Raw genomic sequence first — 25,675 nt, forward strand, 5'->3', positions numbered from 1 at the left:
CCTAGCGCGCCTGCGACCCGCTACGCCAGCCGCCACCGAGCGCGCGAAAGAGCGCGACTTCCGCCTGGGCGACCGCAAGATCGCTCTGGATTTTCGCAAGGCGCGCGGCAGCCAGGGTGCGCTCGGCATCGATCTGGAGCAGGCTTGCCGCATCGCCCAGCCGGACGCGCGCCGCGGACCGGCGGGCATAAGCGCGTGCCTCATCTGCCGCAGCCCCGAGATCGCGATTGCGTCGCAGTTCGGCATCGTAGGCGGCAAGCGCGGTCTCGACCTCCCGGAGCGCCTTCAGGACCGCTACATCCCAGCCGGCAAGGGCGGCCTGCTCCGCAGCCCGGGCTTGAGCAAGCTTCGCCCGTGCCGGCCCTTGATTGGGAAAGGCCCAGGTTATCAGCGGCGATATGGCCGCGTCGAAACCGCCCGAGAGCAGGCCCAGCGCCCCGCCCAGATTGACGCGGGGATAGAGGTCGGCGCGCGCCACGCCGATCCGGGCGGCAGAGGCTGCCAGCCTGCGTTCGGCCTCGCGCACATCGGGCCGGCGGAGCAGCAGTGCAGTGCCGTCCCCGACCGGCGCCGGCACCTTCAGGCGCGGGATCATCGTGCAGCCCGGCCCATCGACGCGCGCCTCGGCGGGGGGGCGACCTCTCAGCGTGGTGAGCCGATAGAGCGCATTCGCGCGCGCCGCCTCGAACGGCGCGATACCCGCTCTGGTCGAGGCAGCCAGGGTGGCTGCCTGCGAAACTTCCAGCGGCGAGACTTCCCCGGCCGACAACTGTTCGCGAACCAGCGCAAGCGAGCGCTCCTGCGCTGCTGCCACCGCCCCAGCCTCTGCGATTGCCTGCGAGGCGGCACAGGATTCGAGATAGGCCTGAACCGTATCGGCCACGACCGCAACCCTGACTCCATCAAGCGCCGCCGCCTGCGCTTCGGCATCGGCGCTGGCGGCGAGCGCGCCGGACCGGAGCCGACCGAACAGGTCGATATCCCAGCTTGCGGTCGCCGCGATATCCCAGTCGCTCGCCGGAACGGACACCGCACCGGGCTGGTTGCCGGGATCGTCGACGGTGAGCGCGCTTTCGATCGTCGTGGTGGGAAGCCGCGCAGCGCGCGCCAATCTCGAGGCCGCGCGCGCGCCTTCGAGATTGGCATAAGCGACGCGCAGATCGGCATTGGCCAGGAGACTGGCTTCGACGAGGGAATCCAGTGCTGGATCCTCGTAGAGGCGCCACCAGTCTTCGGGCACCGGGTCGAGCGTCGCGACCGGGAGATCGGCGAAGCGGCCGGCAGCCGCTGGCGGAATTTCCGGCTTGATCGGCGCGGGAGGGGCCATGCATCCGGTCACGGCCAGCGCGGCGAGCGGACCGGCCCATAGTGGAAGGCGCAAGATCATGCCGATACCTCCGCGCCCCGGACCGGTCCTTCTGCGCGTTCCTGGCCGTACCTTGCGTAGAGCGCGGGCATCAGGAAGAGATTGAGCAAGGTCGACGATACCAGCCCGCCAAGAATGACGATGGCCATGGGATGTTCGATCTCGTGGCCCGGGGCATTGCCCGCCGCAATCAGCGGAACCAGCGCCAGACCGGCGCAGGCGGCGGTCATCAGGATCGGCACCAGCCTTTCCTCGGCGCCGCGCAGCACGAGTTCGCGGCCGAATGCCATGCCCTCCTCACGTTCAAGATGCCGGTAATGCGAAAGCAGCATGATGCCGTTGCGCGCCGCTATGCCGATCACCGTTACGAAGCCCACGAGCGAGCCCAGCGACAGCACCCCACCGGTGAGCGCGACCGCGACGACGCCCCCGACAAGCGCGAAAGGCAGGCTGACGCCGACCAGCGCCGTGATCCGGCGCGAGCGGAACTCGATCCAGACCAGCAGCAGCACGCCGAGAAGGCAGAGCGCGCCGGTCGTCCAGAGCCGCTGGCGCGATTCCTTCAAGGCAGCGTATTCACCCAGCACTTCGGGATGATAACCCGCGGCGAAGGGCACTTTGGCAACGGCAGCCTCCACCCCGCGCGCCACCGTTCCAAGGTCCGCTCCGGCAACGTTCATGGTCACGTCGAGGCGGCGCTGGCCGTTTTCACGCTTCACCTCGTTAGGCGCGGGAACCACTTCCACCTCGGCGACGTCCGAAAGGCGCACGGGTGCTCCGGCGGGCGACTGGATCATCAGGTCACGCAAGGCGTGGATAGAGCCGCGAACCCGGGGCTCGCCCCAGAGCGTGACGTCGAACGATTTCTGGTCCCGGTAGATCTCGCCCACTTTCTGCTGCGCCACAAGCGTCTGGGCCTGACGGCGCACCTCGCCGGCGGTCAGCCCCAGACGGGCCAGCTCCTCCGGGCGCGGTCGGATGCGCAATTGAGGCACGAGCACCTGGCTTTCCAATTTGAGATCGGAAACACCGCCCACCCCCGCCACGGCATCGCGAACGCGCTCACCTGCGGCGCGCAGTTCCGCCTGATCGGGCCCGTATATCCGCACGACCACAGTGGCACCCGCGCCTGTGAGCACTTCCTTGATACGCTCGCGCAGATAGGTGAGCACGTCGCGGAACAGGCCGGGGTAGCCGTCGATCACGCGCTTGATGCGGGCAACGGACGCATCATGGTCGGCCTGTTCGTCAAGGCTGATCCACAATTCGGTGAAGTTCGGCCCGACGACCTCGTCAGCCTGTTCGGCACGGCCGATATGCGCTCCGAAATTGCGCACACCGGGTATCGCGCGCAGTTCCTTCGAGGCACGCATGGTGATGCGGTCCATCGCCTCGATCGAAGTGCCCGGCTTCTCCACGAAATGCATGAGGAAGTCTGTCTCGCGAAAGTCGGGAAGGAACTGGTCCTTGAACCCCGCATAGCCCAGCCCCGCGAGCACCAGTCCTCCTGCAACGACACCCCCCGCCATGCGCGAGCGCATCAAGACCCAGGGCAACGCGCCGGAATAGCCGCGCTTCAGCCAGCGTACGAAGCGGGTATCGCGTTCCTGCGTCACCGGAGCGTTGGGAAGGATCAAAAGGCAGAGCGCCGGTGTCACCGTCAGCGCAACCAGCAGCGAAGCCGCGATCGCAAGTACGTAGGCGACCGCCAGGGGCTGGAAGAAGGTGCCCGCCACGCCGCCGAGGAAGAAGATCGGCAGGAACACGAGCATCACTATCAGCGAGGCGAAAACGACCGCCGAGCGCACTTCCAGCGAGGCGGCGAGCACCACCGCAAAGGCGGGCCTGACATCTTCCGCCTCGCGGTTGAGCCGTAGCCGCCGGGCGATGTTCTCCACGTCGATGATCGCATCATCCACCACTTCGCCCAGCGCGATGACCAGCCCGGCGATCACCATGACGTTGATCGTCGCCCCGCTCCACAGCAGCACCAGCCCCGCGCCAAGCAGCGAAAGCGGAATCGCCGTGAGGCTGATCACCGCCTGCCGCCAGTCCCTGGTGAATAGGAACAGGACCGCCGCCACCAGTGCGCAGCCGATCAGCAGCGCCCGTGTCAGGTTGTCGATCGAACGCTCGATGAACGTGGCGGGACGGAAGATGGTCGTGTCGACCTTCACGTCCGTCAGGCCCGGCTTCAGTTCATCAAGAGCGGCTTCGACCGCGTGGGTCAGTTCCAGCGTATTGGCGGTCGGCTGCTTCTCGACAATCAGCATGATGCCGGGAACGTCGTCGATGATGGCGTTGCCGATGGGCGGTGCGTGACCGTCCACCACGCGGGCGACATCGGCAATCCTCACCGGCGCATTGCCGGACTGGCGCACGATGGCCTGCCCCAGTTGCGCGGCGTCCTGCACCATGCCGCCCTGCTGAACGGCAAGACGCTGGTTCGGCGTGTCGATGAAGCCGCCGCCGCCCACCAGAACCGCGTCTCCTGCTGCAGCCCGCACTTCGGCAAGGGTGACGCCCGCGGCGCGAAGCCGGTCCGGATCGACGAGGACCTGAAGCTGGCGGTCGCGCTGGCCCCAGACGGCGACATTGGCAACGCCGGGGACCGCCATCAGCCGGGGGCGGATGGTCCAGCGAACCAGCTCCGAAAGCTTCATCTGATCCAGCCTGGCCGAGGTGATCCCGATCTTCATCGCGCGGCTGGTGGAAGAGAGCGGCGGCATGAGCACCGGTTGGCGCGCCGCCACCGGCAGGCGGGGCTGGACCTGCGCGATGCGCTCCCCCACCATCTGGCGCGCGCGCATCACATCGGTCCCGCGCGCGAAAAGGATCTGCACCGAGGACAACCCAAGCACGGACTTCGAGCGCAGCGTCATCAGGTCGGGCACGCCATTGACCGCGGTCTCGATCGGCACGGTGACAAGGCTTTCCACTTCTTCGGTGGACAGGCCGGGCGCCTCGGTCTGGATTTCGACCATGGGCGGCGCAAATTCTGGAAAGACGTCAAGCGGGACATCGCGGCCCGCCCTTACGCCCAGCACGACAAGCAATGCGGCCAGGGCAAGCACGAGCACGCGCTGGACCAGCGCGAAACGGACAAGACCGGCCAGCATCAGTGAGCCGCCCCGAATTCGGTGCCGAACAGCTCTGCCGCGCCTACCGTCACGACTTCGGCGCCCGGCTCCAGCCCCCGCGCGAGCAATGCGGTGCCGCCGGTTTCACTCGCCACTTCGACGCGCTGCCGGACGAAAGTGTCCTTGCCTGTCCGCCGATAGAGCCATTCCCCGCCGTAGATGTCCCGAACGATAGCCGAGGAGGCGACCGAAAGACCCTGGGTTCTGCCGGAAAGCGGCAGGTCCACCGCCACGCGCTGCCCGACACGGAAGCTGCGCCCGTCGTTGCCGAGCGCGTAATAGATATCCACGGTGCCGGCCGTTCCGTCGGCGGAGGGCGGGGCCTGGACGGGGCGTGCGCTGTGCGACACCGCATCCGCGCCGAGCGCCCGAACCGTGGCGGAGCCACCCCGCTGGATCGCGCCGACATCGCTGGCGAAGACCGAGGCCCTCACCCAGAGAACGGACTGATTGCCGAGCGATCCTATCGCCGGCCCCAGCAGTGCTCTCTGCTGCCGTGCGGCGCCAAGCCCGGCCTGCGCTGCCGCGAAGGCCGCCGCCGCTTCGTCCCGCGCCCGGATGCTTCCTGCTTCCTCCCGCACGAGGTTTTCGGCGCGGGTCAGGGCGATCCGCGCCAGTCGCGCCTGAGCCTCGGTTCGCGCCACTTCGCCATCGGCCGCCGCCTGCTGCGCGCCGACCTGCTGGAGGTTGGTGAGCGAGTTGGTAGGCACCCCGTTGGCCGTGGTGGGAGGAACCACGATCTCGCCGGTCACCTGCCGGACTTGCCCGGCCGCGCCGCCTCCCGGCCGCGCCGTGACAATGCCGAGCCGGCGCTGCGCCTCCGGCGTCAACGTCAACTTCAGCAATTCGCTTTCATGAGCGATCAGTTCGGCATGGGATGGCGGCGCGGAGCTCCGCGAATCCGTTTTGCTACAGGCCGCAAGGGCGATCGGCAGGGTCAGATAGGCAAGCTGGCGCATGGCCGACGCTTACCCGGCGCGCATTGGGCGGCGCTGGACGTCCCTATACAAATTCCCAATGTTTGCGTCCCGGCCCGTTTCCTGTCTTCGGCAAGGTCAGCCGCACGAGGAGCGGCATGGCCAGCAGGACCAGCGGATATTGCAGCAGCAGGCCGGAGACGATCGCGATGGCCAGCGGCTGCTGGATGCCGGAGCCCTGCCCGATCGCCAGCGCAAGCGGCAGCAGCGTGAGAATGGCGGCCAGCGTCGTCATCGTGATCGGGCGCACACGGTTGCGGCTCGCCTCGCGCGCGGCATCTGCGGGCGGCATGTGACGGGACATCTCCTCGAACTCGGAAACGTAGAAAATCGCCATTTCGGTGCCGATACCGATGATCATGGTCATGCCCATCAGCGCGGTGATGTTGAGATCCACCCCGGCAAGCCACAGCCCGGTGAAGACCGCTGTCGTCGAAAGCAACGAGCAGCCGATGATGATGACCGGCAGCCAAAGGCGCCGGTAAAGCACGAGCAGAAGGATGAATTCGGCGACCAGAGCGGCACCGAAGACATGCAGAAGCCCGGAGAAAGCGATCTGCTGTTGCTGATAGAGCCCGCCCATCTCGTAGCGCACCCCGGGCGCGAGAACACCGGGCCTGTCGAGCGCGGCGGTAACGTCGGCAACCGCCGCGCCGATGCCGCGTCCCTGGATGCGGCCCGTCACCGCCACCATCGGTTCCAGATTCTCACGCGCGATCTGTGGCTGGCCGGCGACCGATGTCAGGCTGGCCACGCGCGACAGCGGAAACAGGTGTCCATCGCTCGCCCGGATCGGCAGGCGGGCGAGTTCGGTTTCGCTCATGGTCGTGGCATTCGGCAGGCGAACCCGCACGTCGACCGTCTTGCTCGCCTGGGGCAGCGTTGTGGCGACGGTGCCGCTGAGCGCGTCTGCTAGCTGGGTCTCGACGTCGGCGGGCAAGACGCCTTCCATTCCGGCACGCACCGGATCGACGGCCACATCGATGGCATCGCCCGCAAGCTGTACGCCGTCCTTGACCTCGACCACGCCGGAAATCCCGGAAACGACTTTAGCCACCTTCTTCGCCTGATCGTCGAGCACCGACGGATCGGACGAGAACAGCTTCACTTCGATGGGCTGCGGCACGGCGGTCAGGTCGCCGATGAGGTCTTCCATGAGCTGCGCCACTTCGACCTCGACACCGGGGACTTTCATGGAAACTTCGTCCGCGACGGCGGCGGCCAGTTCCTCGGTCGGCGTGGCATGGCCGGGCTTCAGGCGGACGAAATAGTCTCCGTGGTAGCTCTGGCCAAGGTCCCCGCCCAGCCCGGTGCCGAGGCGGCGGGAAAACGTGAGCACTTGCGGATTGCCGCTCAGGATACGGTCGACTTGCGCGATCTGCCGCGTGCTTTCATCAAGCGAGGTTCCCGGCGCGGTGTAGTAATCCATGACGAAACCGCCCTCGTCGACCCGGGGCATGAAGCCGGTGGGCACATTGCTGTAGCCGAGATATCCCACGATCAGCAGCGGCACGAGGATAGCGGCCAGCAGCCACGGCCTGCGCCCCAGCGCATCGAGCGTCCGGTCGTGCGCGCGTCCCAGGCGCCCCTCTCCCGCCTCGCCCGGATCGCGCCACTTGCCGAAGTCCACCAGCCGGTGGACCAGCACCGGCACGACGAAGGCCGTCATCGCCCATGAGATCGCAAGCGCGGCGGCCATGGTCACCGAAAGCGCCTTGGAGAAGGCCCCGGTCACGCCCGTCAGGAACGAGAGTGGCAGGAACACGATCAGCGTTGCCAGGCTCGATCCGGTGAGCGGCGCCATGAATTCGCGCGCGGCGGGGAACACTGCATCCTTGCCCGCCACCGCGCCGTCCTTGCCGCTGGCACCGGCGCGCCGGGCGATGTGCTCGACCATGACGATCACGTCGTCGATCAGCAGGCCGACAGCCGCCGCGATGCCGCCCAGCGTCATGATGTTGAACGACATTCCGAGCGCACTGAGCACCAGCACCGTGGCCGCCAGCGTGGCGGGAACCACGATCGCGGCCACCAGCGTCACGCGCCAGCTGCGCAGGAACCAGAGCAGCACCAGCCCGGCAAGGACCAGGCCGATCAGCACCGCGTCGCGAACGCTCGCCACGGATTGCGTGACCAGTTCGCTCTGGTCGTACCAGTTCACCAGCCTGACGCCTGCAGGCAGCTTCAGGGTCGCCAGCTTGGCCTGCACTTCCCGCGCGATCTGCACGGCATTGCCGTCCGGCTGCTCATAGATGTTGAAGAGCACCGCCGGCCGCCCATCCTCGACGATGCGCTGCCATTGCGGCACGGTGCCGTTCTGGACGGTCGCCACGTCGCGCACGCGGACGATTCCGGCGGGGTCCGACTGGACGACGATATTGCCGACCTGATCCGCGCCCGGCACGCTGCGGTCGGCGATCACCAGAGACAGGCGGCCGCGATCCTGCACCTGGCCCACCGCGCTGAGCACGTTGCCGCCCCGGATCGCGGCTGCAAGGTCCGCCATGGCGAGGTTGTGATCGGCAAGGCGCTGCGGATCGGCCAGAACCTGGACTTCGGCAGTCTCGCCGCCCTGCACACCCACGCGGGCAAGGCCGGGGATCGAGGACAGCAGCGGCGTGACCTGATAGCGCGCGAAGTCCTGCAGGGCGACCGGATCGGCGGTGTCGGAAACCAGCGCATAGGAGATGATCGGGAACACCGTCGGGTCCATCCGGCGCACGTCGTACTGTGTTCCGGCGGGCAAGGTCGGCAGGATGCGGGCGATGGCGGAATCGACCATCAGCGTGCTCGACACCATGTCGCGGCCCCAGCCGAAGTCGATGGAGATCTGCGCCGAACCGCGACTGGTTTCCGAGCGCACGTCCTGCACACCGGGCACCGCGCGAATGGCTTCCTCCACCGGACGGGTCACCGTCAGCGCGGTCTGGTCGGCGGGACGGCTGCCTGCATCGAGATCGACGACGACGCGGGGAAACGAGACTTGCGGAAACAACCCGATCGGCAGCGAGAACGCCGCGATCAGCCCGGCCAGCGCCATCGCCAGCGCAACCAGCACGAAGGCGCGCGATTGCGAGCGCAGCAGACGTTCGAGCATCAACGCCCCCACCGCACGGCATCGCCGTCGTTCACCTGATAGGCCCCCTCGACGATGATCGGCCGACGGGGATCTACCGGCCCGTCCACCACGTCACCCTCGGGGGAGGAAAGCCGGACCTGCACCGGCACGGCCTTGGCCTTGCCACCGGCCTCCTGGAAGATGCGCGCGGGGCCTCCTGCCGTGACGACCGCCGCATGAGGCACGACCCATCCCGCCACGTCGCCGGTGCGGATGGCAACTTCCATGCCCTCTCCCGGCAGCAGCGCACCGGCCGGGAAGCCGAGGTCTACATCGACCATCCGTGTCTTCGGGTTGAGCATGCCGTCCACCCGCACCACCTTTCCGGCGATGCCGCCGCCGCCCGAAAGGCGTTTCATGCTGGCCGCCTGCCCGGGAGCCACGCCGCCCCGCTCCGCGGGATCGATGCCGACGGTCACGACTATTCCGCCCTGACGGGCAAGGGTCATGATCGCAGCGCCGGGCTGCAAGCGATCGCCGCTCGCGGCCGTAACCGAAGTGACGATACCGGCGAACGGCGCCGTGAGCGTCTGAACCGACCTGCCCGCGCCTTCGGCCGCAAGCGCGGCCAGCGCGGTGCGCGCATCGGCAACTGCCTTGTCTGCCTGGACGAGCTGGTCGGACGTCGCAAGTTGCTGGGACAGGAGCTGCGCGGCCGAGCGGCGCTGCTTCTCTGCCGCCGCAAGGGCATCGGCGGCTTGCAGGTAGGCGCTCCTTGCGGAAGGCGCGACGGCGAAGGTGCCCAGCACCTGCCCCGCCCGCACCGCAGTGCCCTGCGTCACCGCCAGTGAAGTGAGCTGTCCGGGCTGCGCCATGCTGATGGAGGATGTACCCGCCTCGGACGGCGAGGCGGAGCCATAGGCGGTGATCGTGGCTGGAAGCGCCCCGCGCACCGGCCGCACGACCGTGACGAGGACGCTTGGCGTCCTGTCGGGCTCCGAAGGGCCGCTCCCGCAGGCGCTGAGTACCAGCAGGGTAGCGGCAATCGGGAAATGCATGATTTTCAAGGGTTCACTCCGGGTTCCGGGGCGGGCTCCGAGGGAAGGTCGGCAGTGGGCAGCCCGGCCCCCGTAAGCGTCAGGATCGCGATCTTGCGGTCCAGCAGGGCAGCTTCCAGCGTCATCGCTTCCTGTTCCTTGGCGAAGCGGTTCGCGGCGAGATCGAGGTAGGCGCGCTCATCGAGGTTCGATGCGGAGAAAGCGGTCCTTGCCCGTTCCGCAGCCATGCGGGCGGCAGGAAGGTCGCGGCGCACATTTTCGAGCTGGGCCGCGAGTTGTTCCGTCTCCGCCAGCAAAGCGCCGACTTCGCCGACAGTCGCCGCCAGACGCGCGGCATACTCGGCATGAAGCCTGGCCCGCGTCGCATTGGCGATGGCGATGTTGCCCTGCCCGCGGTCGAAGATCGGCAGGCCGAGGGTGACGTTGGGGCCGCCGCTGACCACTTTGGAATTGTCGCTCGCCGCGCTGCCGCCCAGCACGAAGTCCGGGAACTGCGACAGGATGGCTTGCCGGACGGACTCGTCAGCAGAGGCATAGCCCATGCGCAGGGCGAGCAGATCCGGGCGCCGACCTGGCAGGTCGGCAAGGGTCGCCCTGATTTGCGCAGGATCGAAAGGCGGCAGCTCCGCCTTGTCCGCCAGCGCGATCACCGCATCGGGCCGGAGCCCGAGCAGGGCATTGAGCTGATGGCGCAGGGCAAGCTGGTTCTGATCGAGCGCATCGAGCGCGGCGCGGGCCGATTGCAGCGCCACGCGATCGGGCGCGACGGTGCTCAAGGTCACGGTCCGCGCGGCCAGCGCGGTCTCCAGCCGGGCGTTCCTGCTGCGGAGCAGTTCATAGGCCTCGACGTAGACCGGGCGGCTGCGCGCGCCCATTATCAGGCTCGCCGCGAGTTGGCGGGCCTTTCCGGCAACCTGCCACTCCTGCCAGACCACGTCTGCGGCGACCTGCCGCTCGCTGTCCGATGCGGCGCGGCGCCGCGACTTGTAGGTGATCAGCGCCTTGATGTCCTGCGCGATGCCGATGTTCCAGCCCGGCACCGTGCCCGCACCGGACAGAAGCGGAAGAAAGGCGGCAGACAACGACGGATTGGGCAGCAGGCCCGCCTGCCTCGTCTGCCCCGAGGCGACCGCCCTGCCCGCCCGGACGGCCTGGAGATCGGGATTGTTCGCCAGCGCCAGCAATGCCACCTCGTTCACCGAAAGCGGCGCGGACGGCGCCTCGCCGGACAGGCCCTGCACATCGCTTGCCAGCGGCGCCGAAGTCGGCAGCGGAAGCGGCGTGTAATGCGCGCAGCCGCTGACCGTGGCCACGGCGATGCCGATCAGAACCTTCATCGCGCCCCGGATCAGGACGGGACCAAGGGGATGCGGACGCATGGCGGCGAAAGAGCGTGCCACGGCGCTATGCCTGTTCCGCAAGGACGATCTTCGATGCGCTGCATGCCATTATCGCCAATCACCTCCGGCAAGACCTTCGGACGCGTAATAAGAGCAGGTACATTCGCCCAAGGTGAGCCGAATGTTAGGAATTCCCAACTTGCATGGCGATGCCGAGTGTGCGCCATAATGGAGGCGATACAAGTACCTGCCGCGGAGAACGGGCCGAGATGAAAATCCTCTTCCTCGAGGATGATGAAGAGCTGCAAAGGCACGTCGGACGATCGCTCGAATCCGCGGGCCATGTGATCGACGGCTGCAGCTCTGGCGCCGACGCGCTGTTCATGGCGACGAGCGGCCAGTACGATGTGCTGGTGCTCGATCGCATGGTCCCGGGCGTTGACGGCCTCAGCGTGATGAAGGCGCTGCGTGCCGCCGGCATTCGCACGCCGGTCCTGCTGCTGACGGCGATGGATGGCGTGGACGACCGGGTCCAGGGCCTCGAAGCGGGTGCCGACGATTATCTCGTGAAGCCGTTTGCCGTATCGGAACTGGTGGCGCGCCTCAATGCGCTGCTGCGGCGACCTCCGATTCCCGACGCCGTAGCGGTCCTGAAAGTCGCCGATCTGGAAGTGGACCTGATCCGCCGCACCGTGATGCGCGCGGGCGGAAAGATCGAACTGCAGGCGCAGGAGTTAAAGCTGCTCGAATACCTCATGCGCCACGCCGGCGAACTGGTGACGCGCACGATGTTGCTGGAGAACGTCTGGTCGTTCCACTTCGATCCGCGCAGCAACATCATAGAGAGCCACATGAGCCGGCTGCGCACCAAGGTGGATCGCGGCTTCGATCGCGAATTGATCCAGACGGTCCGGGGGGCGGGATATCGGATCGACGGTGGCTGAGCCGCTTAGCCGCAATGTCCTGCGCAGCGGGGCGTTCCGCTTCGCCGTGCTGTTTGCCGCCGTCTTCGCGGTGGGCTCGCTGCTCGTGCTCGTGGCGGTGCAGCGCCAGATCGAAGGCTATGCCGTCGCGGCAACGGACGGGACTCTCAGCAACGAAGCCAAGGTGCTGGCATCGGAATATCGGGCACTCGGCCTTTCCGGCCTCACCGACGCCATCCGCCGCCATTCCCACACCGGCAAAGATCCCCAGTTCCGGTTCCGCCTGGTGCGCGGCGACGGCATCCGGATCGCGGGCGACCTGCCCTCCGGCGTCCGGCTCGACGGGCGCGGCACGCTCAGCGTCCGGGAAGTCAACGTGGCCGTGCGGGGCGAGGCGATGGAAACCTTCCAGACCCTCGGCACAGCCTTGCCGGACGGGCTCCATCTTGTGGTTGCCACGGACACGTTCGATGTCCGCGCGCTGATGGCGCGGCTGCGGGCGTTCACGCTGGCCTGCGGGGTCGGCATTACCCTGTTCGCGCTGGTCGGAGGCTACTTCGTCGGCAGTCTGTTCGTGCGCCGTCTGCACGGGGTCAACACTTCGGTGAGCAGGATCATGGCCGGGGCCATGGACGAGCGGCTTCCGGCCATCGGCATGGGGCCCGAGTTCGACGAATTGTCCAGCAACCTCAATCTCATGCTCGACCGCATCCAGGGCCTGATGGAGGGCCTGCGCCAGGTATCTACCGACATCGCGCACGACCTGAGAACCCCTCTCACCCGTCTCCGCCAGCAGCTGGAGGCCCTACGCGGCCAGCAGACGATCGATGCCTACGATGCCGGCATCGACGTTTCGCTGGAGCAGACCGACGAAATCCTCGCCATCTTCCGGGCCTTGCTGCGCATCGGCACGCTGGAGGGCGGCGCCGGACGCGGCAGGCTCGCCCCGGTGGACATCAGCGAGATCGTGGAACGGGTGGGGCTGGCTTACGAGCCGGTCGCGGAAGATGCCGGCAAGCGTCTGGAGACCTGCATCGAGCCGGGACTTGCGGTGCTGGGCGATGGCGAATTGCTGGCCCAGATGTTCACCAACCTGGTGGAAAACGCGCTGATCCACACACCGCCGGGAACGCGGCTGACCCTGCGCGTCGCGCATCGCGGCGGATCGGTGCTTGCCGAAGTGGCCGACGACGGCCCCGGCATCCCGCCCGAGGAGCGCGACAAGGTGCTGGTCCGGTTCTACCGCCTGGACGCGAGCCGCAGCACACCGGGTTCCGGCCTCGGCCTGTCGCTGGTGCGCGCCATCGCGGCCCTGCATGACGCCCCGCTTCTGCTGGAGGACAATCGGCCCGGCCTGCGAATAAGCGTGAGGTTCCAGCTTTCCGGCGGTTCCGGTGAAATTCTGATGGAACATGCACGGTTGCCGAAGCCGGGCAGCGAGCTATGAGGGCCCATGCCTAGACGCAAGGACATCTGGCAGTGCGGATTGCTGCCGCACCCGGCAAGCCGGGTGCTCGCGGCGGACTATGCCGCAGCGGACATCGTGTGGTTCCCGCAGGAACCCGCGTTCACCTTCCTGGCCGACCCTTTCGGCTTCGACGACGGCAACCGGCTTCACGTCTTTGCCGAGCAATACGATTACCGCACACGTCACGGGGTGATCGAACGGCTGACGTTCGACCGGAGCTTCACGCTGATCGATCGCCGACTGGTGCTGGAGGAGCCCTGGCACTTGTCCTATCCGCAAGTCTTTCAGGGCGAAGGCGCGGTCTGGATGCTGCCGGAGGCGCATCGCTCGGGCAAGTTGACGCTCTATCGCGGCGATGACGCGCTGGACCGCTGGCGCCCGGAATGCACGATCGAGGTGGACTGCCTGCCAGTCGACGCATCGATCCTGCGACATGAGGGCCGATGGTGGCTGTTCTATTCGTCGGCCGAAAGTCGCGACACCAAGCTGGGCACGCTTCACGTCGCCTGGGCGGATACACTCACGGGCCGGTGGACGCCGCACCCCGGCAATCCGGTGCGACGCGGGCGGCAATCCTCGCGCCCCGGCGGAACCCCGCTGGTCGTGGAGGGGCGCATCATGCTCCCGACGCAGGACTGCATGCGGACTTACGGCGGCGCGATCCGTCCGCTCTGGATCGATCGCCTCGACGAGACCGGATTCTCGGCCGAAGCAGGCGATGCGATGGCGATCCCCTCCGGTCCTTCGGGCCGGTACGAAGGCATGCATACCCTGAGCGCGTGCGGCGCCGTCACCCTCATCGATGTGAAGACCATCGACCGTTCGCTGGCGGGCATGGCGCTCGATCTCAAACGGGCGGCGGGGCGATACGCTCGCAGATAGCAGTCCCCGCGCGCGCGAAGTTCGCCGGAGAAAAGCGGGCGAGCATATCCCGGCGGCTTGCCTGCCCCATGTCGGCCAGCCTGCTGGGATAGCTCAGCGCCTGACGCAGGTTCTCGGCGAGCGCGGCGGGGCTTTCCGGCGGACAGAGCCAGCCTGTCTCGAAAGGCCTTACCGAATGGACCAGTTCGCCCACGCTGGAGGCGATGACGGGAAGGCCTGCGGTAAGCCCCTCATGCGCCGCGATGCAGAACCCTTCCGAACGGGAAGGCTGCACGTAGAGGTGCCGCGTTGCCAGAAATCGCTTTGGATCCTCGGCATAGCCCGGCAAGCGAATGTCGCCGATCCTCGCCGCCTTCGCCTGTGCCTCCAGCGCGCCGCGCTCGCTTCCCTCGCCGGCGATGTCCAGCGTCCAGGGCACCGGCGCCGTAAAGCCGTTCTGCCGCAACCGCGCCAGCGCCTCGATCAGGACATCGTAGCCCTTTACCGGATGAAGCCGGCCGAGGCTGCCGATCCGCAGCACCTGCCCCGGCTGCCAGGCCCGGGCGACCGGCATTCGCGGATCGACGGCGTAGATCGGCCAGGTCGCGATCCGTTCCGGCCTTATCCCGAGCCGGTCCTTCATGAACCCGGCAACGGTCTGCGAATCCGCGACCCACAGCCTCGCCCGCGGTTGCAGCGCGCGCAGCAGGCGGAGGTTCCACGGCTTGAGGAAGGCAGCGTGCTGCCAGCAGACGACCGGCAGGCCCAGCCTCGGGCCGGCCAGCAGGCCCAGCGCCGTCGCCCGGCTCAGCGAGGTCCACAAGTGCGTGGCGTGCCATGCCCTCAACTCGCGCAGGAGCCAGCGCAGCGCCTGTGCGTGGTCCTTGTCGCCGCCGTCACGCACGCAGGGGGCGAGCCCGGCGGCTTCCATCGCGGCAAGCGCCCTGCCGTCCCGCCGGGTCAGCGCGAAGACGCGAACCGTGGCCCCGGCCTCTGCCAGCACCCGCGCGATCGACGGCACCGGCAGCGCCGCGCCGCCGCCTTCCACCGAATTGATGATATAGGCGATCCGCATCGTCCTAGCGGCCCATGCTGCTGCGCCAGACGAGCAGCACGAGCAGCCCGCTGGCAAGAATGGCCTGTCCCAGTGCCTGGATACCTGCCCCCATCAGCCCGTAGCGCTGGAGCAGCCAGGGCATGGCCGAGAGGAACACGAGGCTTGCAAAAAGGTTCGCGGCCATCGACCGCGACGGATGGCCCAGCGCGGAAATGGCCGAACTGCACGGCGGTCCGATCAGCGCTATCGCCCGGGCCAGTACCAGCACGATCATCACGCCGGCAGCCTCGGTGAAGGCCCGGCCCGCAAGGAGCTGGAGGATCTGCTGCGGGAACACCGCCACGACCAGCACCACCGGCGTTGCCGCGACCAGACCGACCGTCACGATCTTTCGCAATATCCGGCGCAGCGCTTCGCCGCCCCGGCCATCGGCAACCACATGGGCCAGTTCTGCATATGCGGTATTGCCCAGTATCTGGGCCGGCTGCGCGATGATGACGGTCGCGCGCTGCGCGACCGAATAGAGCCCCGCCATCGCCGGTCCCAGCACCCAGCCCACCACCAGCGGCGCCACTCTTCCCGCCAGTTCGCTTAGAGTCACGTCGGCATTGCTGGCGATGAGGAAGCGCCAGATTCCCGGGTTCTCCTGCGCCGCGCCGCCGGGCGCGGCGCTACCCGCAGGATGCGGCAAGGCCGCGCCGAGATTGCGGGCGGCGAGCCATATCCCCATGCCCCACATGAGCGCGAACTCGGCCAGCGCGGCGACCAGCCATGCGAACAGGAAGGAGCGGATACCCCAGCCGCAGGCAATGACGATCAGCGCGCCGCCAAGTCGGAAGAGCGGCTGCACCAGATTGTGCAGTCCCAGCAGGTCGAAACGCCCGCAGAGCTGGAGATATCCCGCCGGAGTAGAGCGCACCGATCCCAGCACGGCCAGGGCATAGAACGGTGCGAAGGCCATGGCTTTCGGCGGCCAGCCGAGATGCCCGCCCACCAGCGGCACCAGCAGAGCCGCGGAAAGTATCGCCAGCACGCCGCCGACCAGCTCAACCTTCGCCCCGAAGCGCAGCAGGCGGACGAGGCGATGCGGATCTTCCTGCCGCTGGGCCTCGGCTCCATACCGCACGATGGCCTGCCACGACGGAAACTCGACGATGCCGCAAACCGTGGTGATATAGGCATGGACCAGCACGAGCACGCCATATTCGGTCGGCCCCAGGAAACGCGTCGCCAGCAGCAGATAGGCCAGGCTGACCAGCCCCGCGCCGGCCTTCCCGCCCAGGACCATGCCGAGTGAGGCGAAGATGCGGCCCACTATGCCGCCGGGCAACGCCTCCGGCCGAACCGGGCTGTCCTGCCTGCGGATCGGCCCTTCACCGGCCGCGCGGCGCCAGAAGAATGCGTCGAGCGGCTTCATGCCGAAAGACGGTTCATGGGGCGGAAGGACGGCGACCGATGCTCTGCGAAGGTCGCGATGGCGATGGCGGCGCGAACCGAGGACGGCGTGTCCTGCAGATCGAAACTGCTGGCGAAAAGTTGCTCCTGCACCGCGCGATAGTGCTCCTCGTGCAGTTGCTCGGCACGGTCGATCGCGGCCGGCAGCTCGTCCGGTTTGCGGATGACCTCGCCCGCTGTCCAGTGGAGGAAATTGGGATCGCCGCGCCATTCGTGCCCGTGGCTGTTGAGGAAGATGCAGGGCCTCGGGCGCAGCATGAATTCGTAGACCTGGCTGCTGGCATCGCCGAGGTAGATATCGGAGGACAGCGTATAGGTCATGTCGGTCGAGGCGCGGCTGCCGAGGTCGATCTTGATATTCTCGCCCCGCAGGAAGCGCTGCGGAATGGCCCCCGCCTTTTCGATGCTGAGCTTGTCGATGGCCACGACGAACTGCCGCTGGAACAGCATGACGTGCGGTGCAAAGACCAGCCCGCTGCCCTCGTCGTTCAGGAAATGCTCGAAAACGCCGTGCCCGTGCCGATACCACGAGGACAGATGCGGCGAGCAATGCGGGTTGTAGAGCACCACGCGCTCCCCCGCCGGCAGGAAGCGTCTGGCGATCCGGCTGGGCAGGACGTCGAACTTGGGATAGCCGACGATGCTGATCCGCGTGGGTTCGACCCGGGCTTCGGACACCAGGCGGTCGCGGACTTTCGTGCCCGAACAGAGCACATGATCGAAACAGGCACTGGCCTTGTCGAAGCCGATCGCCCGGTCTCCGGCGCCGTGTCTGGTATGAACGATCGCGAGATCGTGAAGGCCGTAGCGCTTCTTGAGGATGAGCGAGGTCTTCTCGGCCACCACAAGCACGTCGAGACTGCGGAAAAACGGGAGATTGTCGCGGTAGATGAGCAGTTTGGCGGCAGGCACGACGCGCCCCAGCAAGGCGTCCATGCTGCGCGACAGCGTGGAAGGGCCCAGTTCGACATGCCGGATCGTCCTGCCGAGATAGTCACCGGCCAGGCGGCGCACTTCGGCGGCGAGGGCCGCGTTCGTGGTCGCAACGATCAATTCGCCCGGGAAACCCTGATCGGCCATGGCCATGGCAATCGGCAGGCTGTGGGCGACCTGGTGAATCTGGTCGTGGTTGAACAGGAATCCTATGCGCATGGTGCATGGACTCCGCACCGGCAGCACACCCGCATCCCGCCGCCTCGATTTTTTATGGGTGCCCTGCTTCCTCCGCTCCGGCGGGGCCCGAGACATGGCGCAGGACATCCAGGGCCACCAACGCGAGGCCGAGCAGCACGTGGACCAGCAGGATCACCGAGGCCATCATCGTCATCAGGGCGGCGATGCTTGTCTCATGCCCGAGCGTGAAGACCGCGAGCCCCGCGAAAGCCACGTCCTTGTTGGGCACGAAGGGCAGCCGGGAAACCAGCAGGCGCAGGGTCGAAAGCAGGAGCCATGAGGCCACCGGCACATGCGGCAGCACCATGTGCCAGAGCACCGCGGACAGGATCGTGGTTGCGGCGATGCGCAGCAGATGGATGCCCAGGATCGCGCCCAGTTCCTCTCGCGGTAGGGAAAAGATGCGTCGGCGCAGGAACATCGCCGCGATCGAGGTGACGAGCACCACGCCCAGCGAGACGAGGACGGAATCGTTCTCCAGCCCGAGATCGCCGGCGGAAACGAACGGCACCACCGCCAGAAGCAGGAACAGCGTCACCCCGTTGCCGGCCATGGCGGAAAGAATCGCCACGTCCTTGATCGCGCCGAACGGCGCCGCGGTCATCGCGCGGCGGCGGCGCGCCCATGTGTAGAAGTAGGCCTCTCCCAGATAGCCGAAGAGCAGTTCGTTGCACACGAGCTTGCGCAGCAGCGGCACCAGTCCGCCTGCGGGCAGGTTCCAGAGCCGGTGGAAGATCGCCCATTCGCTGAGCGGTCCGGCAAGGTAGAACACGGCGAACACGATCCAGAAGGACGGCGCGCGCGGGACCATGGCGTAAATCCGCGCCGGGTCCATGCCTCTCATCGCCAGCACCACGGCCAGCGCCACGAGCACCGAGAACAGCAGCGGCAACAAGGTTGCCATGCGAAAACGCGAAGCCCTGTCCTGGGCCTGGAGCGGGGGAAAGCGCGGCGACGGCGCAGCAGGCATGGCAGATGGGAGCAAACGGATCGTCCTCGGGTCTTGTGAAGGGAGTGGGGCCGCGACCTAACGCAGCAGCTCCGGGAGGAGTGCGGTGCGCACCTGATCGGACACGGCAACGGCCTCGCGCATGACCGCAAGATACGAAGTTGCGGCCAGTTCGAGCGAGAACCGTGCAGCATATGCCCGTTCGCCGGGGCCCGGCTGAGGCAGCCGTTCCGGGCGGGCAATGGCCTGCGCCATGGCGTGCACGTCGCCGACAGGCACCAGCACCCCCCGCGTGCCGCCCCCCAGCAAGCTCTTCATGCTGGCGCAGCAATCGGTGGCGATGACCGGCAGGCCCGCGGCGATGGCCTCGATCACGACGGCGGGCACCCCTTCGTAGTTCGAGGAGAGCAGCAGGCAGTCCGAGGTCCGGAGATGCTCGTCTGGAGACGGAAGGTGGCCGGTGAACGTCACGATACCCCGCAGCGCCATGGTCCGCACGACCCGCCGTAACGCGCCAAGCTCCGGCCCCGCGCCAACGATGGTGAGCCGGTCACCCGGCCTGAACCCCGAGGCGAAAGCCATCAGCAACATCTCGACATTCTTCTGCGCCGCCAGCCGCCCTACCGCGAGGTAGCGCAGCGCCCGGCCCGCCGCGCGCTCTCGAGGCATCGCCTGCAACCGTTCGAAGCGGCGCCGGTCCAGCGCCGGATCGTGGATCGTCGTCACCCGATGCGCGGCGACGCCCATGCCCTTGACGACTTCGTCGAACATCGGCTCGGCCAGCGCCACGAAGCGATCGAGGAACAGTCCGTTCAGGCGCAGCCAGAGCCGGTACCACAGCCGGCGGAGCAGCGGCTTGTCGGCGCGAACAAGGTCGTTGCTCACTTTCACCACAACCGGCGGGCAGCGATCGCCCAGCAGCAGCTTCATCACCACGCAGACCACGGTGTAGGTGTTGCCGGGGCAGAACAGCACATCGGCCCGGCCCCGCGCCAGATAGAGGCACAGGCACCACATCATCCAGATCGTTTCGAAAGGCGCGGTGGGGATGAAGCTGCGACAACTCCAGTACCGCAGGCCGGGCGGCGCGCAGGCGCGGTCCGGGCCCTCGTTTCGCCCCAGCACGACGACCACGTCGTGCCCGGCGTCCTGCCAGTGCCGGGCCAGGTTCAGCGCGACGCGCTCAACCCCGCCCGGCTCAAAGCTGTGAATGGGAAGGACGATCCTGAGAGGTTCGGTCATGCCGATATGACTCCGGCATTCCTCCGGACCCACACTGCGCCCCGGAGGATTTTTTCAGGCGAGCAGTTCGGCGTAGCGGCCCGGAACGTGCCCGGCGGAGAATGCGGCAAGGGTGCGATCGATACTGCGCACCAATGACGCCTTCGTCACGTCTCCGGGATGGACGGCGATGCGCACCACGCGCTGGCGCTGCATGGCCCGCCGGGCGAGCGCGGCAAAGAACAGCGAAGAGGCCGTGCGCATGGTGCTGCGGCTTGCCCAGGTGATGACCGGGCCGCGCGCGAGCGGCCGGTCCGCGTTGCCCGGCTGCCAGACGCGGAAATGGTCTTCCGCCAGCGCGAAACCGCATTCTTCCATCGCCGCCATCGCGCCCGGCCCGTAAAGCCAGGCCGGAGCGATGAAACCGGCCGCCGGCATGCCCACGATGTCTTCCAGCAGGGCCTTGCCGTCGCGCATTCGCCGCAAGGCTTCGGCTTGGGAAAGGCCAAGGAATTCGCCCTCTCCCGCCGTCATGTGGCGCGCCTTGAAGCCCGCCCCGCCGCCGTGGACGGCATCGTCGCGATGGTACCAGCCGTGAACGAACATCTCGACCCCGGCCTCGGCCCAGCCCCTTAGCCGTGCCTGGAAACGCGGCGCTTGCGAAAGCGATGCCCGCCCCCAGTGATCGGGCACGACCAGCATGGCGAAACGCGCCGCGCCCAGCCGGGCCTCCAGAATCTCGACAAGCCGGTCCACCTCGCTTTCGAAGCAAGGGGCGACATCGTGGATCGAGACGAGCAGGCGCCGGGTCTCAGCGCTATTGCGGAGTTCAGAACTGGGCATCGACGCCGATCCTCAGGGAACGCGGGCGCATCGGTGTCTGCTGCAGACCCTGAGCCACCGTGAAGGGATTGCCGAAGGCAAAAGTGTTGCCCCGGTCGTTGAGAATGTTCGCAAGGTCGAGCGACAGCCCCCAGCGGCCGAATGACAGCCGGCCGCCCGCCGAGAGGTCGTAGTAACGCCCCTGTGTCAGCGCGAAGGGGGAAAGGATCGCCAGTTTCGAACGCCCGACATGGCGTATCGCCGTATCGAGCGTGAGGTCCGCCCAGCCAAGCGAATGGACGAACTTGGCCGCCGTGCGCCATCCCTGGTCGGCGACGTTGGGCAAGTCTCGGTCGCTGATGTTGTCGAAGCCCGGGGCGGGATCGGACAGGCTGCTGGAATTGAGGAAACCCGCCGCCTCCAGCGACAGGGCGTCCACCGGGCGCCAGGCCAGCGAAAAGGCCAGATTTCCTACCCGGCCCGAACCGATGTTCGCCACGTAGGGCAGCCCGTCTATGGCAACGAGATCGGCCTGGATATTCCGCCAGCGAGCGAGCGAAGCGGTCAGGCTGCCGGACAGGCGGGCGCCCTTCTCCATGCCGAAGCGCAGGCCCAGCTCAACCGTCTGGATGCGGTCGGACACGAAGCGATCCGCGCTGGGATCGGCCGCGGAGCCGGTTACCTGAAGACCCCCGGGGCGATAGCCCTGCTGATATCGGCCATAGGCCAGCACCCCTGCTCCCGGCTTCCATGACAACGCAACGGAGGGCAGAAAACGCTGCTGGCGGCGCACCGGCTCGAAATCGAGGCCACCCTGCCCCATGAATTCGCTGGTCTGGCGAACGTAGCTGAACCGCCCCCCGAGCGTGAGCTGGACATTGCGCCGCAGAGGAATGCCGAACTCGCCGAAAGCTGCCGCATCCAGTGTCGTGTTGGCGAGATTGGAGAGCGTGTCCAGCGCACCGGGCGCGCCGAGCCTGCGCACCGCACGGTCGATATTGTTGACCAGGCCCAGACCCACGAGCCATGTCCCGCCATTGCCCCAGTTCCCGCTCAGCCGCGTCTCGTGCGAGAGCAGCTTTACCGCGACATCCTCCTCGTACTGCCGGATCTGCGGCGATGCGGAGGTGGTGGCATCGAACACGGTGTCGATGCTCTGCCGGGCATAGCCGGTGGCAGAAGTCAGCCGGGTTTCACCCCAATCGCGGGACAGGGTCACGCCGGCCAGGCGATAGTCGTTGTCGAACGGCTGCGCGATCGCGGACGAACGAACCAGATCGGGCTCTCCGCGCAGGGTATATTGCCCGTCGCGGGAATTGAGGTCCTGTCCGGCCAGAGTGACATCCACCGTCCATGCCGCATCCGGCTGCCAGCGAAGCGCCGCGCGAAACCCCGTCATGACGTTGCGGTTGATGTCCCTCAGACCGCGCGCGGCATCGTCGATATAGCCGCCGTCGACGGTGCGGTAGACCACGGCGCGCAGGGCCAGTCGATCCCTTGCCAGCGGCAGGTTCGCCACGAGCGCCCCGTCGCCGCCCGGCGCGCCGTCCTGCGTGAGGCGGACGCCGAACGCCCCTTCGAGCGAGGTCTTTCCCGGATCGGGCGGCGTCGGGACAAGGCGGATGATGCCGCCAAGGGTTCCCGCCCCGTAGAGCGTGCCCTGCGGCCCTTCCAGCACTTCGACGCGGGCGATGTCATGCAAGGCAAGATCGGGGTCAGGCGCGGAGTAGATCAGCCGCATCTCGCCCAGATACTGGCTGATCGTAGACTGGCTGGTGCCGTTGAAGCTGCTGTCGGCGATGCCGCGGATGAATATCTTGTTCCGGCCCGGCCCCAGATTGGTCGAGGACAGCTCCGGCAGCTTGCCCAGGATATAGCCGGTTCCGCGCCCGCCTGCCCGTGCCAGTTCCTCGCGGTCAGGCTCCACCACCGCCAGGCTGGCGGGATAGTCGGCAAGGCCAAGGCGCTGCTTGGTCGCCGTGACGAGAATGTCCGGCCCCGCCACCTCCGGGACAGGCACTGGCCGGATAGCAGGAGCCGCCCCCATGCGCGGCGCCCTGGGAGCGATGGCGGGCGCAGCGGCGCGCTTCACCAGCCGCACGGTACGGGAATCGACGAAGACGAAGTCGTACCCGCTTCCGGCGAGAATTCGCCGCAACGCCTCGGCTACATCGTGACGGCCCGAAATCCCGCGCGAACGCAGGGTATCCAGCCTGGGATCGCCGAGCGCGATCGAGATTCCCGCCTGCTGCGCAAGGGCCAGCAAGGCGTCCGAAAGCCGCCCCGCCGGCACCGCGAAAACATGCGTCTCCGCTGCCAGCGCCGGAGCGGCCTGCATCGTGTTGACGGCGACCGCCAATAGAGCGGGAAGGAACCGGTTAACGTGTGATCGACCAACCATCGGCAGTTTCGGTCACCTTCGCACCAATCAGGACCTCGACACGCCGTTGCAGCGCCGCATTGTCCCCGTCCAGCTGTATCACGCCCGTGAAACTTGTCTTCGATAGATCGGGGCCCAGTTCGATGGCAATCCCCCGCGCCCGGGTAATGTCGCCCGCGACTTCCACGAGCGGCGCATCGCGGTAGACCAGCTTGCCGCGCGTCCATGCGCCGATGTCGGCGGCGGCCTTGCTTCCTTCCATCAGCCTGTCGCCGCTCGCCTTCAGGGTATCGCCGGCATTGAGGCGAAGGCGCGTAATGCCGTCCTCGAACCGGACCGCCCCTTCGGACACTTCCACCTGCACCCCGCCGCTGCCGGAGCGAACGTTGAACACGGTCCCCACATCGACCACGCGCTGCGAACCGACGGTCAGGGTGAAGGGCTTTTCCGCATTGTGACGGACGGAGAACTGCGCCTCCCCGGCCTTGAGTTCGGCAACGCGCGGGTCGGACTGGCGCAGCACCAGTTCGGTGCCGCCGTTCAGCATGATCCTGCTGCCGTCGGATAGCGCGATCGTCCGTGCTTCGCCCGGCGCCGTCGTCACGGTGTAGGACCGGTCCCATCCTCCCACGGCCATCCATGACCCGGCGGCGACAAGCGCCACGGTCGCCGCCATGGCCGGCCACATCCAGCGTCCGGGCCGCCGCGCGCCGATCGGCGAGACGGCAGCATCCCGATGCCCGGCTTCCGCCTCTGTCCGAAAATTCTCCTGCCTCGCCAAAGCCACGGCGGGAGAGAGCGCCAGATCCTCGTCGCAAACGGCCTCGTAGGCATCGTTGTGGCGCGCATCCGCCTCGAGCCAGGCGGCGAACTCGCCCCAGTCCTCCTCGCTCGCATCGGCGAGCCGCACATGCCAGGCGATTGCCTGCCCATGAATGCCCTCGTCATCGGGACGAATCATCGAACCCTCCTGTTCTTCCGGCCCCGCCGGCTGCATCGTCCAGCCGGGCGCGAATTTCGAGCACCGCGCGATAGGCGCGCTGCAAATGCTTTTCCACCGCGCTCAGGCTTATCCCGAGATGCCCCGCGATGTCCTTCTGCGACGCGCCTTCGATCCTGAACTGGCGGAAGACGTAGGCGGTCCGCTCCGGCAACTGGGCAAGCCGGGCTTCCACGCGGGCCAGCTGGTCACGGGCCACGAGCGTGGCTTCGGCGTCGGGCGCGGCATCGGCCTGTTCCTCGCCGTCCCGCGCGTCGATCCAGCCCGCATCGCGGGACTGGCGGCGCGTTTCCGTGCGCCGCCGAGTGTGAGCCATGTTGTTGACCATCTGGTAGAGATAGGCGCGCGGTGCGCGGACCGGCCCCGTCACCGTGGTTTCAAGGCGAAGGAACAGATCCTGCAACAAGTCCTCGACATCCGCCTCGCTTACCCGGCGGGCCAGCAGGAAGCGCCGCAGTTCGCCCCGCATGGCGAGGCATACCTGCCGTAGTCCTCCATCGGCAGGCACCTCCTGCCCGAGCGACGTCATAGCCCGTCCTTCCTGCGCAAGCGCTCTTTCCTCTCTCAGGTAAAGCAGATGTTCCGGTGATCTTCCAGCGACCGTCATGGCACCCTCAGAAGCTGGACGTCAGCACGAGGCTGACATCGCTGCCGGCTCGCAGTGCCTGCCCAAGGCCCGCCGCCCTTCTACCGGAATGCACGTCGAGCCCGAGCCAGGTCCGCGGCTCGCCCGAGCCGTTGAAAACGGCGACGCGGGCGGCAGCGTGAACACCCATGGCTGCCGCGGGCTCGCCGTTGGTCATGCGAAGGAGGTCGTTTTCGAGCGAACGCCCGCCCCAGCCGCCCTGCCGGTAGATGCCGGCCGAAACCGACCAGTCGCGCCCATGATCCAGCGAAAGTTCCGCCGCCGCATATCCGGCGCGGGTCTTGGCCGGAAGCAGGATGCCGGAACCGCTTCGCCGGCTTACACGGCCGGCAACGCCGTTCAGCCGCAGAATACTGCTGTCTCCCAGCGAATGCCAGGCGCTGAAGCTCATGTGCCGCCCCCGGAACCGCGCCCCGTCCGGATCGCCGGGAAGCTCTACCGGATCGAGCGAACGGATCGCCAGCAGGTCGAAACGCCAGCCCGCATCGCCGGAATCGTTTTCAAGGCGCATGACCTTCACCTGATCCGGCATGGACATATCAGACAGCGACCACTCGACGAGTTGCGGCAGATAGCGCGCGCCGCTCATGCCCCAGACCTTCTCGGTCCGCGCCTCGGCAATGTTCGGCCCCATCGCAAGCAATGCGCATGCAACGCCGGTCATCTTGGATCGCCTCATGACTGGAGCTCCGTTCCCCGTCCCGAGCGGCGGGACCTTGGAGAGACTCCGGTGCGAGCCCGAACCCGCACCTGAAAATGCGTGATGCGGGAAATGCGGGTT

19 protein-coding genes are annotated in these 25,675 nt (G+C 67.4%); 3 read left to right on the forward strand and 16 right to left on the reverse strand.

What is annotated here, in order from left to right; all coding sequences use genetic code 11:
• Position 1: 1 nt before the first annotated feature.
• From U9J33_RS13695 to U9J33_RS13720, 6 genes are read right to left on the reverse strand one after another with little or no spacing between them, the layout of a single operon-like run.
• Positions 2-1,387: a TolC family protein gene (locus U9J33_RS13695; RefSeq protein ID WP_324696036.1), complete on the reverse strand. Its 1,386-nt coding sequence runs from the start codon at positions 1,385-1,387 to the stop codon at positions 2-4.
• On the reverse strand, positions 1,384-4,485 hold the full coding sequence (locus U9J33_RS13700) for an efflux RND transporter permease subunit (protein ID WP_324696038.1): 3,102 nt from the start codon (positions 4,483-4,485) through the stop codon (positions 1,384-1,386). Before U9J33_RS13700 ends, U9J33_RS13695 begins: the two co-directional genes overlap by 4 nt.
• Positions 4,485-5,465, reverse strand: coding sequence for an efflux RND transporter periplasmic adaptor subunit (locus tag U9J33_RS13705; protein ID WP_324696040.1), 981 nt, complete (start codon positions 5,463-5,465; stop codon positions 4,485-4,487). Before U9J33_RS13705 ends, U9J33_RS13700 begins: the two co-directional genes overlap by 1 nt.
• A 43-nt stretch (positions 5,466-5,508) precedes the next feature.
• Complete coding sequence (locus U9J33_RS13710; protein ID WP_324696042.1) at positions 5,509-8,580, reverse strand: efflux RND transporter permease subunit; 3,072 nt, start codon at positions 8,578-8,580, stop codon at positions 5,509-5,511.
• A complete protein-coding gene (locus U9J33_RS13715) occupies positions 8,580-9,599 on the reverse strand; it encodes an efflux RND transporter periplasmic adaptor subunit (protein WP_185998737.1) in 1,020 nt (339 codons plus the stop codon). The genes U9J33_RS13710 and U9J33_RS13715 overlap by 1 nt, the downstream gene beginning before the upstream one ends.
• Before the next feature lie 5 nt (positions 9,600-9,604).
• On the reverse strand, positions 9,605-10,936 hold the full coding sequence (locus U9J33_RS13720; RefSeq protein WP_324699061.1) for a TolC family protein: 1,332 nt from the start codon (positions 10,934-10,936) through the stop codon (positions 9,605-9,607).
• Between the two features lie 272 nt (positions 10,937-11,208).
• Here U9J33_RS13720 and U9J33_RS13725 point away from each other — a divergent pair, with 272 nt between their 5' ends.
• From U9J33_RS13725 to U9J33_RS13735, 3 genes are read left to right on the forward strand one after another with little or no spacing between them, the layout of a single operon-like run.
• Entirely contained in the window at positions 11,209-11,883 is a 675-nt protein-coding gene (locus U9J33_RS13725) for a response regulator transcription factor (RefSeq protein WP_324696046.1), read from the forward strand.
• A complete protein-coding gene (locus U9J33_RS13730; RefSeq protein ID WP_054440463.1) occupies positions 11,876-13,309 on the forward strand; it encodes a sensor histidine kinase in 1,434 nt (477 codons plus the stop codon). Before U9J33_RS13725 ends, U9J33_RS13730 begins: the two co-directional genes overlap by 8 nt.
• Positions 13,310-13,315: 6 nt before the next feature.
• Positions 13,316-14,212, forward strand: coding sequence for a formyl transferase (locus U9J33_RS13735; RefSeq protein ID WP_324696048.1), 897 nt, complete (start codon positions 13,316-13,318; stop codon positions 14,210-14,212).
• Here the strand turns inward: U9J33_RS13735 and U9J33_RS13740 are convergent.
• From U9J33_RS13740 to U9J33_RS13785, 10 genes are all read right to left on the reverse strand, one after another.
• Complete coding sequence (locus tag U9J33_RS13740; RefSeq protein ID WP_054440467.1) at positions 14,178-15,266, reverse strand: glycosyltransferase family 4 protein; 1,089 nt, start codon at positions 15,264-15,266, stop codon at positions 14,178-14,180. The two genes, U9J33_RS13735 and U9J33_RS13740, sit on opposite strands and share 35 nt — an antisense overlap.
• A 4-nt stretch (positions 15,267-15,270) precedes the next feature.
• On the reverse strand, positions 15,271-16,665 hold the full coding sequence (locus tag U9J33_RS13745; RefSeq protein WP_324696050.1) for a lipopolysaccharide biosynthesis protein: 1,395 nt from the start codon (positions 16,663-16,665) through the stop codon (positions 15,271-15,273).
• Entirely contained in the window at positions 16,662-17,855 is a 1,194-nt protein-coding gene (locus U9J33_RS13750) for a hypothetical protein (RefSeq protein ID WP_324696052.1), read from the reverse strand. The genes U9J33_RS13745 and U9J33_RS13750 overlap by 4 nt, the downstream gene beginning before the upstream one ends.
• Before the next feature lie 52 nt (positions 17,856-17,907).
• On the reverse strand, positions 17,908-18,780 hold the full coding sequence (locus U9J33_RS13755; RefSeq protein ID WP_324696054.1) for a hypothetical protein: 873 nt from the start codon (positions 18,778-18,780) through the stop codon (positions 17,908-17,910).
• Between the two features lie 123 nt (positions 18,781-18,903).
• Positions 18,904-20,067 carry a glycosyltransferase gene (locus tag U9J33_RS13760; RefSeq protein WP_324696057.1) on the reverse strand — a complete coding sequence of 388 codons (1,164 nt, stop codon included), beginning with the start codon at positions 20,065-20,067 and terminating at the stop codon, positions 18,904-18,906.
• Positions 20,068-20,121: 54 nt separating this feature from the next.
• The gene (locus tag U9J33_RS13765) at positions 20,122-20,889 is read right to left on the reverse strand and encodes a polysaccharide deacetylase family protein (RefSeq protein ID WP_324696059.1); all 768 of its coding nucleotides are present in this window, start codon (positions 20,887-20,889) and stop codon (positions 20,122-20,124) included.
• Positions 20,876-23,206, reverse strand: coding sequence for a TonB-dependent receptor (locus U9J33_RS13770; protein WP_324696061.1), 2,331 nt, complete (start codon positions 23,204-23,206; stop codon positions 20,876-20,878). The genes U9J33_RS13765 and U9J33_RS13770 overlap by 14 nt, the downstream gene beginning before the upstream one ends.
• Positions 23,207-23,246: 40 nt before the next feature.
• On the reverse strand, positions 23,247-24,209 hold the full coding sequence (locus U9J33_RS13775; protein ID WP_324696063.1) for a FecR family protein: 963 nt from the start codon (positions 24,207-24,209) through the stop codon (positions 23,247-23,249).
• Positions 24,193-24,777, reverse strand: a complete 585-nt coding sequence (locus U9J33_RS13780; RefSeq protein WP_185997011.1) for an RNA polymerase sigma factor — start codon at positions 24,775-24,777, stop codon at positions 24,193-24,195. The genes U9J33_RS13775 and U9J33_RS13780 overlap by 17 nt, the downstream gene beginning before the upstream one ends.
• An 85-nt stretch (positions 24,778-24,862) precedes the next feature.
• The gene (locus tag U9J33_RS13785) at positions 24,863-25,573 is read right to left on the reverse strand and encodes a hypothetical protein (RefSeq protein WP_324696066.1); all 711 of its coding nucleotides are present in this window, start codon (positions 25,571-25,573) and stop codon (positions 24,863-24,865) included.
• Positions 25,574-25,675: the final 102 nt, after the last annotated feature.

This window comes from Novosphingobium sp. RL4 (assembly GCF_035658495.1).
Classification (GTDB): domain Bacteria; phylum Pseudomonadota; class Alphaproteobacteria; order Sphingomonadales; family Sphingomonadaceae; genus Novosphingobium.